This window comes from Edaphocola aurantiacus, from assembly GCF_019797745.1.
Classification (GTDB): Bacteria; Bacteroidota; Bacteroidia; order Chitinophagales; family Chitinophagaceae; genus Edaphocola; species Edaphocola aurantiacus.
On record NZ_VOSI01000001.1, the window covers coordinates 442,368 to 455,150 of the forward strand.

A 12,783-nucleotide genomic window follows, 5' to 3' on the forward strand; every position below is an offset into this window, starting at 1 on the left:
TATAAAGGTTAAAATAAAGCCAAATCAAACCCTGAAAAGATGGCTTTCCAGGATTGTTACTTCATTTTCTGCATTGCGTGCCTCTATCTCAAAACGGTTATTCCGGTAGCCATGCACTAATGATTCCCAGGTATACCAAAGCAGAAAAAGAATCCATCCGTAACGCAGGTATTGTTCTACATGCTTCAGCTCATGCCGCACCCAGCAAGAATCTGAGCGGAATGTAGCCGCATCCGTCTTCCATAAATATATGGTGCATCCAACAGTAATAGCCATACGTTCGCTGCGCAAAACACGGGCGGCTATGCGTGCCAATAAAGCGTTTTCCTTAATTTTGATGTTCATATATTTACCTTTTTACACCATTTACCGCCGAACGAGCATATGCAAATTAAAGATATTATACAGGAGATAGAACAGTTCGCACCACTCCCCTACCAGGAGAGCTATGATAACTGCGGCGTACAGGTCGGCAATATCCAAGAGGAATGTACCGGCGTATTATTAACACTGGATATCACAGAAGAAGTTATTGAAGAGGCGCTGAGCCGGAACTGTAACCTGGTCGTTGCACACCACCCGCTGATCTTCTCCGGCATCAAACGCATTACCGGGAAGAATATGGTAGAACGCTGCATTATAAAGGCGATCAGCCATAACATTACGCTTTATGCAGCGCACACCAATATGGATAATATGCAGGCTGGCGTAAACCGTAAAATTGCAGCAAAACTGGGACTGAACGATTGCAGGATCCTGCGTCCGACAACCCAGAACTTATATAAACTGTACACTTATGTACCCTACGATCACGCAGATACGGTAAGAGATGCCCTGTTTGCAGCTGGTGCAGGACAAATCGGCAATTATGGGGAATGCAGCTTTAACCTGCAGGGAAGGGGAACGTTCCGAGGTAATGAAGCGAGTAATCCAGCTATCGGGGTTGCCGGTGGCGCAAGAGAAGTGGTAGATGAGGTAAAAATAGAAGTACTGGTTCCGGTACACCTTAAACAGGCCATATTAAAAGCGCTGCAACAAAGCCATCCTTATGAAGAGGTGGCTTACGAGCTGATCCAGCTGGCCAATACTAACCAGACTATTGGTGCGGGAATGATCGGAACGCTGGCCGAACCGGCAGACTGGGGTAGTTTTTTCCATCATATTAAGGATGTGTTGCAGGTCAGCTGCATTCGTCATACCGCTATTGTTCAGGAAAAGATCCGTAAAGTGGCAGTTTGCGGGGGCAGCGGCAGTTTCCTCTTACCTGACGCGATTGCAGCAGGGGCCGACATTTTCATCACGGCTGATTATAAATACCACCAGTTTTTTGAGGCAGAACAGAAGATTATTATTGCCGATATCGGTCACTATGAGAGCGAACAATTTACCGTGGAAATATTTGATGCTATTATAAATAAAAAATTTCCTAATTTTGCTGTTTATTTGTCGACAACAAAAACAAACCCGATAAATTATTTTTTCTAATATGGCTACAGTAGCAAAAGACTTCTCTATTGAAGAAAAATTGGTTGCAGTTCTTTCTTTACAAAAAGTTGATTCCAAAATTGACGAATTACAGACGTTAAAGGGAGAATTACCAATGGAGGTGAAAGACCTTGAAGATGATATAGAAGGTTTACAGACACGCATTAATAACCTGGAAGCAGAGGTAAAAACAATCAATGATTATATTACCTCCCGTAAAGATGCGAAAAAAGATGCTGAAGCCCTTATCGCTAAATACGAAAAGCAACAGGATAATGTAAAAAACAGCCGCGAGTTCGAAGCACTTTCTAAAGAAGTGGAAATGCAGAACCTGGAAATGCGTCTTTGCGATAAAAACGTAAAGGATGCACTGGTTGAATTACAGGAGCGTGAAGCAGTACGTAACCAGAACAACAATCTGCTGGATGCAAAAAAAGACATGCTGGCTCAGAAGAAAGACGAATTAGAAAAAATCATCAAAGAAACGGAGAAAGAAGAAACAGAACTGGCAAAACGTTCTGAAGACGCTAAATCTAAAGTTGATGCCCGCCTGTTCAGCGCTTATGAGCGTATTCGTAAAAGCTACAAAAACGGCCTGGCTGTAGTACCTGTACTGAGAGACAGCTGTGGTGGATGCTTTAACGTGATCCCTCCTCAACGTCAGACAGAGATCATGCAGCGCAAAAAAATCATCGTATGTGAACACTGCGGTCGTATCCTGGTTGATAATGACCTGAATGATTCTATACAATCTTAATTTGACTTATTTTATTTAAAAAAGCAGCGATATTTTCGCTGCTTTTTTTAGCTTATTGATAATATTTCGCAAAGGCTTATTGAAGTATCTTTGCACCCAAAACAGAAGGATCTTGGAAGGAAAGAAGAAGAAATTTGACCGCAATTTACTGCTCCGTATTTTATCTTTTGGCAAACCGTATCAGTCTAAGCTATGGCTCAGTATAAGCCTGAGCATTATCCTGGCGGTACTCACCCCTTTCCGCCCCTACCTCATCCAGTATACCATTGATCATTACATAGAGAACAAGCTGCTTCAAGGCCTGATCTTCATCGCTGTGATACAATTCGGGCTCTTACTGCTGGAGACCGCATTACGCTTCATATTCTCGTTTGTCACCAGCTGGCTGGGCCAAACAGTGGTAAATGATATTCGCCGTAAGGTGCATGAAAAGGTAATTAACCAGAACCTGAGCTATTATGACAATACGCCTATCGGTACACTGACCACCCGTACCATCAATGATATTGAATCGATCAATGATATCTTTTCCGAAGGTTTTATTTCTATACTGGCCGATGTACTGACCATTCTCGCACTGATCGGAATTATGCTATATACAGACTGGCGTTTAACCCTGGTCAGCCTTGCTGTATTTCCCCTGCTGCTCTTAGCTACCTACTGGTTCAAGGAGAGTGTCAATAAATCGTTCAAAAGGGTGCGGAATGCGATCTCTGCCCTGAACGCATTTGTACAGGAACACCTGACCGGAATGTATATTGTACAGAGTTTTGCTGCTGAGCAAAAAGAGCAGAAGAAATTTAACGCCATCAACAAAGAGCACCGCGATGCTAATATCAAGAGCATTATGGCCTACTCTATCTTCTTTCCTGTTGTAGAGATTATACTGGCAGTGTCTCTGGGACTGCTGGTATGGTGGGGTGCAACCCGCATGCTCAATTACCAGGTAACCCAGGGTACGATCATTGCATTCAATATGTACCTCAACCTGATGTTCCGTCCGTTGCGGATGCTGGCAGACAAGTTCAACACCTTACAGATGGGTCTTATTGCCGGTGAGCGTGTAATGCAGGTATTAGACAGCGAGGAGTTCCTGCAGGAAAATGGCACCATTCAATCACAGGTAATAAAAGGAGATGTCCGTTTTGAAAATGTATATTTCGAGTATAAAGAGGGCATTCCGGTGCTGCGCAATATTTCCTTTTCGGTTAATGCCGGCGAAACGGTAGCCCTTGTAGGCCATACCGGAGCCGGGAAAAGCTCCATCATATCTATCCTCAGCAGATTATACCCGATCAAAAACGGGCATATTTATATTGATAATATAGAGCTGAAAGACTATGATATCTATTCCCTGCGTAAACATATCGGTGTAGTGCTCCAGGACGTATTCCTGTTCTCCGGAACGATACTGGACAACATTACCCTTAAAGATCCTGCCATCCGCACAGAACAGGCCATTAATGTATGTAAGACACTGGGCATTCATGACTTTATCATGCGCCTGCCTGGTGGCTATCAGTTCAATGTAAGGGAAAGAGGTAATACTTTATCTCAGGGACAAAGACAGCTATTATCCTTTGCCAGAACACTATTATTCAACCCGTCTATCCTGATCCTGGATGAAGCGACTTCTTCTATAGACAGTGAATCGGAGATCCTGATCCAGCATGCGATTGAGCAGATGATCCAGGGTCGTACGGCTATCGTGATTGCACACAGATTATCGACTATCCGCAAAGCAGATAAGATCATCGTACTGGAGAAGGGGAATATTATGGAAGAAGGTACACATGAAAGCCTGCTGGCACAGACTGGTTTATACCACCAGCTTATTCATACCGATCCGGAAATTGCAGCTTCCTAAAAGCTTGCATCACTCTGCATTAAAAATTGTTTTCTCTCTGCCGAAATCGATATATGGATAATCCTTTTCGTATCGGGTAATTTTCTGTAGCTGGCTGCTGCGAAACTTTTCATAGGCCTGCGTCTCCGGGAAACGTACTTTATGATTGGCTGCAGTACTCAGTTCCAGCATCTTTGTCGCGACAGACTGCGCCTCCGGGCTTAAATAAGCTTTATAGAACTGCTCCCACACAGCACCTGTCGCTGCAAAGTTGGGATGCACCATATCAATATCGTAATAGCGGTAATCGCGGAGTACATCTATAATGAGCTCGTAAGCCGGGAAATAATGGCAGTGTGCATATTGCTGTACCATTTCATGCACCGCTTCTATCAGCCTGGCCTTGCTGCGGTTATTCTCCACCACTCCATCACGAATGTGTCGTACAGGACTGATCGTAAAGATGATGTTCAGGTAGGGATTAAACGCCTTTAACTGGCCTATCATTTCTTCCAGCGCAGCGCTGATCTGTGCTATGGATAACAGCTTTTTATCAAACCATTGTCCGGGTGCCCGGTGGCAGTTCGCCACATCACGATCACCCTCATTCAGGAAATACTGGAAGGCAGATCCCAGTGTGATCATAAGCCAGTCCGCCTCTTTCAGGAAGGTATGCGCATTGCGAATAGAAGCATTCATTTCATCCAGCGCCTGCTGCTGGTCTACTTCCGAAAACCGGGTATGAAAATTCCAGTGGTTCCATATTTCATTGAGGTAAAAAAGATCCGAGGCTTCGATCTCCTCTGCATTCATATAGCTTTGTACACTCTTCACCACACTAAGCGGATTGAAGAGAATTCCATTCGGATTTTCCGTTACACGAAACTTCGCATCGCTCAATCGTTTACCTATATGCTCGGTAAAGCAGGATCCAATCAGCATCAGTTTATCCTGATGTTGAATTAAAGGTTCCGGCGATTGGATATGAATGGGCAGTGAAGTGATCAAGATATGGCTGTTTTATTCGTCTCTGAAAATCATTAATTGTCGTGCTGCTTTACGGGCAGGATACAGTGCTGCGATCAAACCTATGCTGAGTACAGTAATCAGTACCAGTATAAAATCTGCCCCTTTAAGGGCCACAGGATAGGCATCCATAAAACCATCGCCCATAGATATAATACCAAAGCGTATCTGGATCAGGGAAATAATTAAACCTAAGGTCATCCCGATCAGCGCACCGGCCAGTGCGAGCAAAAGCCCTACAGTTATAAATATCTTGCGGATGTGTGCCGGGGTTGCGCCCATAGATTTAAGAATGGCTACATCTGTCCTTTTTTCAATTGCCAGCATGGATAAGGAACCGACCATATTGAACGAAGAAATAATCAGTACCAGCAACAGAATGCCATAAATCGCCCACTTTTCGGTTTTGGTAACCATGTACAATGTGGCGTTCTGCTCCAAGCGGCTCTGAACATTAAAATCCTTGCCCAGTATCGCTTTTATCTTATCGATTACTTCAGCTTCCAGCTTCGGGGATGTCAATGATATTTCTACAGAACTATATTGTCCTGCTACTCCGAACAAGTGCTGCGCTGCTGCAATCGGCACCAGGCAATACTGTCCGTCCAGTTCGGGTTGTACATTAAATGCCGCATATGGTGCCAGGTCCAGGCTGGTTACTGCAGCCTCAACATTCATCGCACCCAGACCATCGGCTTTAGGGTAATAGATCCTGATCTTATTAAAGGGATTACTGACCTCAATGCCCATTTCGGCAATGATGTCAACACCTATATTGGAAGGGATGTCTGTACTTTCATTGGGCCAGGCGGCCGTACCTACGGTCATATGAGGGGCCATATCATTGACCAGAAACCAGTTGTTGTCTACCCCTTTCAGGGTAATGACTTTCTGATGATCGACGCCGTCCAGCAGGGCCATATCTTCGGCTGCATAGCCAATATATTTGATGCCGCTTACTTTACCGACTGCAGTTTTCTGAACATCCGTAAATGTAAAAAACTTGCCTTCTTTAGGAGTAATTTTTACTTCAGGATAGAAGGACGTGTACATTCCCTTTACATACTGCTCCAGTCCGTTATAGACCGAAAACAGCACCACCATTGCCGCTGCTGCGAGGGCAATAGCTCCGATACTGATCCAGGTTACGATATTGATCGCCTGTGCAGTCTTCTTTCCCTTAAAGTATCTTAATGCAATATGAAACGCAACATTCATCAGCCGGACTAAGCTTCAGCGTCTGTGTCAGATGAAGGCTTTTTCTCGTCGTTGATCTGCTTGAACAGTTCCTCCATTTTGAATACATAATCCAGGGTATCATCCAGGAAGAATTGCAGCTCCGGTATTCTGCGCAGCTGATGGCGTAATTTATTGCCCAGCGCACCACGCAGTTCACTTGTTTTGGCTTTAATCTCGTCCATCAACACGTCCGGGTGCTCTATCTTAAATAAACTTAAATATATGCGCGCTTCCAGCAGATCGGGGGTTACCGAAACTTTTGAGATCGATACCATACCACCCTTTATCACATTAATACCCTCTTTCTGGAAGATCATGCTCATCTCTTCCTGTATAAGCTGTGCTACCTGCCTTTGTCTTTTAGTCTCTTGCGTCATGTTCAGCGTTGATTTTTATATATAACCGATAAAATTACAGCTAATATCCGTGCTAAAAAAAAGTAGTTTCAAATAACTTAATTTATAATTAACTTTGAAAGCTATAAATTTTATAACGCATATGTTTCAAAAACGTTTTCCTGCGGTTGCCGCGCTTATCGGTGCATCTTTTCTGTTTTCCTGTAAAGAGCAGCCAGTGGGTATCTTTGCAGGTGAGGCTGCTGTAGACTCTACCTATGTTACTACTGTAGAACCACAACAAACCAAGAATTATTATATAGAAGAGTTTTCTGGTGTAAGATGTCCGAACTGTCCTGCGGGTGCGTTAAAGTTAGAGGACCTGATGTCACAGAATCCGGGCAGACTGAAACTGGTTACTATCCACGCCGGTTCTCTTACTTCGCCTAAAGATGGTGTCAGCAAACAGGATTTGCGTTCCGGTATCAACGGAGAGGGCGACGGCCTGCTGATCACTAACCTGATCTACGGTGGCGATCCGGCCAAACCTGCTGCCAGCTTTGACAGAATGCCAGTTGCTTCAGGAAATGCATTGCTGGGCAATAAGGACCAATGGGATGCTATGCTGGCTGCGGCCAAATCTCAAAACAGCAGCACTCCTGTAAATATGTCTCTGACGACCAGTTATGATGCAGCCAAAGATGAATATAATATCCGGATTAAACTGGCCTATACACAAGCGGTTACTGATCCGCAATTCCTGACGATCTACCTAACAGAAGACAAGATTGTTGATGAGCAGATCGAACCTGAGATCCATGACTACGAATACAATCACGTATTCCGCCAGTCTATTACACCGTTTAACGGTATCGCGGTCCTGGACAGCATTCCGAACAAACAGGCTGGTCGTGTATTTGTAACGAATTACAAATTAAAAATCAACAAGGATGATGCTACAAATCTGAAGCAGAAATTCTGGGACCTGGACAATATTCATGTTGTCGCTTTTGTACATAAAAGTACCGGCGGCACTGATAAAAAAGTCTACCAGGCAATTGATGGTAAGTTGAAACCTTAAGTTTTTTGAAGCAGTATCTACAGATACTGCTTTTTCTTTTTCAGAAATAGAAATTAAATACTAAATTTGCAGGACTTTAAAATAATTAGATATGCAATCTGTATTACTGAACTCTTTTTATAAAATCGGTGATAAATTTGGTGATTTCACTTCATTGGCGCTGACTATTTTTGGTGTAATATTATTGATCTGGGTTATGTTCAAGTATTTGGACACCTCTGATTTAAAATAATTTCACCACCAATAGCAACCATTAAGAAAATGGATTCATTTTCAAAAAACATTGCCAATATCAGACAGGATTATTGCCAGGCCACACTTTCTGAAAGTGAAACCGGTAACGATCCTGTTCTTTTTTTTACCAGATGGTTTGAAGAAGCACAGCATGCTGAGTGTATAGAGGTTAATGCCCTGACCCTGGCTACTGTTGATGCAAGTGGCAAACCACATGCACGTATTGTATTACTGAAAGGACTGGAAAAGGGTTCTTTTGTTTTCTTTACTAATTACCATAGCGACAAGGGGCATGAGCTGGCCGCTAACCCACATGCCAGCATGGTATTTTTCTGGCCCGAGCTGCAGCGTCAGGTCCGTATAGAAGGGCTGATCTCTAAAGTAGATCCTGCTTACTCTGATGAGTACTTCTATTCAAGGCCTTTGGGCAGCCAGATCGGAGCTATAGCCTCTCCGCAAAGCCAGCGCATCGCAGACCGTTCTGTACTGGAAGAGTCTCTTGCAGCTGTAGCAGCACAGGGCGACGTGAAAAGACCGGCACACTGGGGCGGATACCAGCTCAAACCGCAAAGAATAGAGTTCTGGCAAGGCAGGGCAAGCCGCCTGCATGACAGAATCGTATTTGAACAAACAGAAGAAGGCAGCTCCTGGACTCAGTACAGGATTGCACCTTAATCACAATATTATACCCGGTAATGAAATCATTATACGCACAACAGGAACTGGATATTACGCTTACCCGTCTGGCGCATCAGCTGATCGAAAATCACCTGGACTTTTCCGATACGGTTATCATAGGCCTGCAGCCGCGCGGCGTATTCCTGTCCGACAGAATACACCAGAAACTGCAACAACTGTTACCGGAGATAAATATACCTTACGGCAAACTGGACATTACTTTTTACCGTGACGACTTTAATTCCGGCGGATCATTACACCAGGCACAGGAAACCCAGCTGGACTTTTCTGTATCCGGAAAGAAAGTGATCCTGATCGATGATGTTTTGTACACTGGTCGCAGTATCCGTGCAGGACTTGACGCCCTGCTGGACTTTGGCCGTCCGGAACATGTGGAACTGCTGGTGCTGATCGATCGCCGATTCAGCAGAGAAGTACCGATTCAACCGGATTATGTGGGCATGTCTGTAGATGTGATCAATAACCAAAAAGTAAAAGTGCTCTGGAAAGAACATGAGGGCAAGGATGAGGTCGTTATGATCGGCACCAAGTAATTTCCGGCACAAGATTTAAGTTTTTAATATCAGCAAACATATTTAGGAAAAATAAATTATGTCATTATCTGTCAAACATCTTTTAGGCATCAAGGATCTGTTACCATCAGACATCGAATTGATTCTTAAAACTGCAGAAAAATTCAAGGAAGTACTGCAAAGACCGATCAAGAAGGTCCCTACCCTGCGTGATACATCCATAGTCAATTTATTTTTTGAGAACTCAACCCGTACACGCATCTCTTTTGAACTGGCCGAAAAGCGCTTAAGTGCCGATACGATTAATTTCGCGGCATCCGGCAGCTCGGTATCCAAAGGAGAAACCCTGATCGATACGGCTAAAAATATTCTGTCCATGAAAGTGGATATGGTGGTGATGAGACACTCTGCCACCGGTGCGCCGCATTTCCTCGCCAATCATATCAATGCCAGTATTGTAAATGCCGGAGATGGTATCAATGAGCACCCTACACAGGCATTGCTGGATGCCTTTTCCATGACGGAAAAGCTGGGCAACCTGAAAGGTAAGAAGATTGCGATCATCGGTGATATCATGCATAGCCGTGTGGCCCTGAGTAATATTTACTGCCTGACCAAACTGGGCGCTGAAGTAATCGTCTGCGGACCTCCGACACTGATTCCAAAACATATCGAAACACTGGGCGTAAAGGTGTCTTATGATGTGCGTAAAACGCTGGAATGGTGTGATGTGGCGAATGTACTGCGTATTCAGCTGGAGCGCCAGAACAAGCCGCTGTTCTCTTCTCTAAGAGAGTATTCGATGTACTACGGTGTCTCCAAATCCCTGCTGGATTCTGTGAAGAAGGATATCGTGATCATGCACCCCGGACCAATCAACCGCGGAGTGGAATTAAGCTCTGATGTTGCGGACAGCAAGCAATCCATTATCCTGGATCAGGTAGAAAATGGTGTTGCGGTGCGTATGGCGGTACTGTACCTGCTTGCAGGAAAGAAGGACAACCTGATTTAAGTTATAAATACTACATAAAAAAAGATGCGCACCAAATTGGTGCGCATCTTTTTTTATGTAGTGGAAACTATTGTAATCCTTTAATAGGTACTAATTCGTTTACCTCTGTACCATATTCAACGCCATCAACACCAAAACCGAACAGGCTCAGGAAATCTGATTTATACCCTTTCAGGTCGCCAATTTCCGGCAAGGTTTCTGTTGTTGCTTTAGTCCATAATGCATCTACTTCGTCCTGTACATCAGTTCTCATTTCCCAATCGTCTACACGGATGCGGCCTTTTTCATCTGTAGGAATGGTACTGCCATTATACAGACGATCATTGAACAGGCGATACATCTGCTCGATACAACCTTCATGAATTTCTTTTTCCTTCATGATTTTGTACAGCAGGGAAATGTACAGCGGAATAACCGGAATAGCAGAGCTGGCCTGTGTCACCAGTGCTTTGTTTACCGATACAATCGCGCGGCCATTCAGAGATTTCAGTTTATCCGAGATCGTAAATGCAGTCGCTTCCAGGTTATCTTTTGCGGCACCGATAGTACCTTTACGGTATACCGGTTCTGTTAGTACTGGCCCGATATAGGAATAAGCTACAGTAAGCGCATTTTCAGCCAGTACACCGGCTTCCATCATGGCATCCATCCACATATCCCAGTCTTCGCCACCCATAACGGCAACAGTATTCTTAATATCTTCCTCATTACAAGGTTCGATTGATATTTCAGAAACGACACCGGTATGAAAATCTACAGTTTTGTTTGTATAAGTTGCACCGATAGGCTTCAGCACCGAACGGTGTGTGACACCGGTTCTTGGATTTGTTCTCACCGGAGAAGCCAGGCTATATACCACCAGGTCTACCTGTCCCAGATCTTGCTTGATCAGCGCTATCGTCTGTTGTTTTATTTCATCGGAGAAGGCATCACCGTTAATGCTTTTGGCATACAGTCCTGCTTTCTCTGCTTCATCCTGGAATGCGGCAGTGTTGTACCATCCCGGAGTAGCGGTTTTTCCTTCCTGAGGGGCTTTTTCAAAAAAGACACCGATCGTAGCTGCGTTAGCACCGAAAGCGCTGGTAATACGCGAAGACAGACCAAAACCAGTTGATGCTCCGATAACCAATACTCTTTTAGGGCCTTCGACCGGACCTTGCGCTTTTACATAATTGATCTGGTTCACTACGTTCTGCGCACAGCCTGCAGGGTGTGCCGTAAGGCATATAAACCCTCTCATTCTAGGTTCTATTATCATAAACTAATTGCTTTAGGTATTTCTATAAAATGTAAAAACAAATCGAGGCCAAATATACGGACAAATTGGCTATAATGCTGTACTAAAGTATTATGGTGTACTGCTTACACAGTACACCATAATACAATTGTTACGTAATCGTATTTTTAAGGCTGCACTTCCTTGATCAGGTAAATATAGGTCGGAAAGTGGTCGGCATAACCATCGATCCATACTCCGTTGGAGAAGGAACGATGCGGATATCCTTTATAACGCCCGAAATTGCTGATGAGGTAAGCAGGTTTGAAGATTTCTGCTTTGTAAAAAGACCAGCCGGCCTCTTTCTTATTAATAAATCCGTAGGACAGGATGATCTGATCGAACAGGTTCCAGGAGTCGCCGTAGCCCAGGGTACCAATACCTTTTTTAAAGAAGGACATCCATGGGTTGTACATGCCACCGGGTTTGATCTTATCCTTATCGCCACCAGCACCGATGATCTCGGCCACGCTCGGACTTACCGGATCATCATTAAGATCTCCCATCAGGATCACTTTGGCATTAGGATTCTCTGCTACTTTCTTATCTATAATGGCCTTACAAACGCTGGCCGCTTTCTGTCTTTTCCAGGCAGAGGCGGCTTCACCACCACTACGGGAAGGCCAGTGGTTTACGAATACCGTTACGGTATCTCCTCCCAGTATCCCGGTTACATACAGTATATCACGGGTATATTGCTGCTTGCCGTTTTCTTTAATATCTACAAATAAAGCCTCTGCATCCAGCACTTTGAACAAACGCGGATTATAGAGCATACCCACATCTACCCCACGGGCATCGGGCGATTCAAAATGAACGATCTTCCAGCCCCTGTCTTTCAGTTTAGGTTGCTTGAGCAGGTCCTCCAATACTCTTTTATTTTCGATCTCCGCTACACCAATCAGCGCAGGGCCTTCAGGTATTTTTTCTGTGGCGATCTCAGATAATACACGGGACATATTCTGCAATTTCTTGGCATAAATGGCTTCTGTATAGTGATTGGCACCTGTCGGCGTAAACTCTTCGTCAAACTTTTTAGGATCATCTTCAGTATCGAAAAGATTCTCCAGGTTATAAAAGGCGACTGCACTGATCTGATAATCTTTCTTCTGGGCATAATCGGTATGGGTCATACCCAAACAGATGAGCAAAGAAAGGGCTACTTTTTTCATTTATCTCAATATTTTAAAACGATCAGCAAAGCAAGAAAAAACAAACGGATTAGAAAAATGTTTAGAGAAAATTAATGACAGCATAACACTTTACCTTATTTTTGTCTCA

Annotated in this window: 13 protein-coding genes; 7 read left to right on the top strand and 6 right to left on the bottom strand. The window is 44.1% G+C overall.

The annotated features are described in order from the left end of the window. Positions 1 to 24 precede the first annotated feature (24 nt). Entirely contained in the window at positions 25 to 345 is a 321-nt protein-coding gene (locus FTD44_RS01820; protein WP_222164899.1) for a DUF4157 domain-containing protein, read from the bottom strand. A gap of 39 nt (positions 346 to 384) precedes the next feature. Between FTD44_RS01820 and FTD44_RS01825 the strand changes: the two genes are divergently transcribed. The 3 genes from FTD44_RS01825 (at position 385) to FTD44_RS01835 (ending at position 4,109) form a co-directional block, all read left to right on the top strand. Further along, entirely contained in the window at positions 385 to 1,485 is a 1,101-nt protein-coding gene (locus FTD44_RS01825) for a Nif3-like dinuclear metal center hexameric protein (RefSeq protein WP_222164900.1), read from the top strand. A gap of 1 nt (position 1,486) precedes the next feature. Beyond that, on the top strand, positions 1,487 to 2,242 hold the full coding sequence (locus FTD44_RS01830) for a zinc ribbon domain-containing protein (RefSeq protein WP_129020941.1): 756 nt from the start codon (positions 1,487 to 1,489) through the stop codon (positions 2,240 to 2,242). A gap of 112 nt (positions 2,243 to 2,354) precedes the next feature. Next, entirely contained in the window at positions 2,355 to 4,109 is a 1,755-nt protein-coding gene (locus FTD44_RS01835; protein WP_246625310.1) for an ABC transporter ATP-binding protein, read from the top strand. Positions 4,110 to 4,118: 9 nt separating this feature from the next. Here the strand turns inward: FTD44_RS01835 and FTD44_RS01840 are convergent, their stop codons facing one another. From FTD44_RS01840 to rbfA, 3 genes are read right to left on the bottom strand one after another with little or no spacing between them, the layout of a single operon-like run. Next, positions 4,119 to 5,096, bottom strand: coding sequence for a GSCFA domain-containing protein (locus FTD44_RS01840; RefSeq protein ID WP_246625311.1), 978 nt, complete (start codon positions 5,094 to 5,096; stop codon positions 4,119 to 4,121). A 12-nt stretch (positions 5,097 to 5,108) separates the two neighbouring features. Beyond that, positions 5,109 to 6,332, bottom strand: coding sequence for an FtsX-like permease family protein (locus tag FTD44_RS01845; RefSeq protein WP_222164901.1), 1,224 nt, complete (start codon positions 6,330 to 6,332; stop codon positions 5,109 to 5,111). 8 nt (positions 6,333 to 6,340) lie between these two features. After that, positions 6,341 to 6,730 carry a 30S ribosome-binding factor RbfA gene (gene rbfA / locus FTD44_RS01850; protein ID WP_222164902.1) on the bottom strand — a complete coding sequence of 130 codons (390 nt, stop codon included), beginning with the start codon at positions 6,728 to 6,730 and terminating at the stop codon, positions 6,341 to 6,343. A 121-nt stretch (positions 6,731 to 6,851) separates the two neighbouring features. On the opposite strand from rbfA, the gene FTD44_RS01855 reads away from it, so the two are divergent. The 4 genes from FTD44_RS01855 to FTD44_RS01870 all read left to right on the top strand — a co-directional run bounded on the left by FTD44_RS01855 (position 6,852) and on the right by FTD44_RS01870 (position 10,226). Next, the gene (locus FTD44_RS01855; protein ID WP_222164903.1) at positions 6,852 to 7,769 is read left to right on the top strand and encodes an Omp28-related outer membrane protein; all 918 of its coding nucleotides are present in this window, start codon (positions 6,852 to 6,854) and stop codon (positions 7,767 to 7,769) included. 261 nt (positions 7,770 to 8,030) lie between these two features. Then, positions 8,031 to 8,678, top strand: a complete 648-nt coding sequence (gene pdxH / locus FTD44_RS01860) for a pyridoxamine 5'-phosphate oxidase (protein ID WP_222164904.1) — start codon at positions 8,031 to 8,033, stop codon at positions 8,676 to 8,678. 20 nt (positions 8,679 to 8,698) lie between these two features. Next, positions 8,699 to 9,235, top strand: coding sequence for a bifunctional pyr operon transcriptional regulator/uracil phosphoribosyltransferase PyrR (pyrR, locus tag FTD44_RS01865; protein ID WP_222164905.1), 537 nt, complete (start codon positions 8,699 to 8,701; stop codon positions 9,233 to 9,235). 58 nt (positions 9,236 to 9,293) lie between these two features. Continuing rightward, positions 9,294 to 10,226: an aspartate carbamoyltransferase catalytic subunit gene (locus FTD44_RS01870; RefSeq protein WP_222164906.1), complete on the top strand. Its 933-nt coding sequence runs from the start codon at positions 9,294 to 9,296 to the stop codon at positions 10,224 to 10,226. Between the two features lie 67 nt (positions 10,227 to 10,293). Here FTD44_RS01870 and fabV read toward each other — a convergent pair whose 3' ends face one another. Together fabV and FTD44_RS01880 are read right to left on the bottom strand one after the other, a co-directional pair. After that, on the bottom strand, positions 10,294 to 11,484 hold the full coding sequence (gene fabV / locus FTD44_RS01875; RefSeq protein ID WP_222164907.1) for an enoyl-ACP reductase FabV: 1,191 nt from the start codon (positions 11,482 to 11,484) through the stop codon (positions 10,294 to 10,296). A 146-nt stretch (positions 11,485 to 11,630) separates the two neighbouring features. Then, a complete protein-coding gene (locus tag FTD44_RS01880; RefSeq protein ID WP_222164908.1) occupies positions 11,631 to 12,674 on the bottom strand; it encodes an endonuclease/exonuclease/phosphatase family protein in 1,044 nt (347 codons plus the stop codon). Positions 12,675 to 12,783 lie beyond the last annotated feature (109 nt).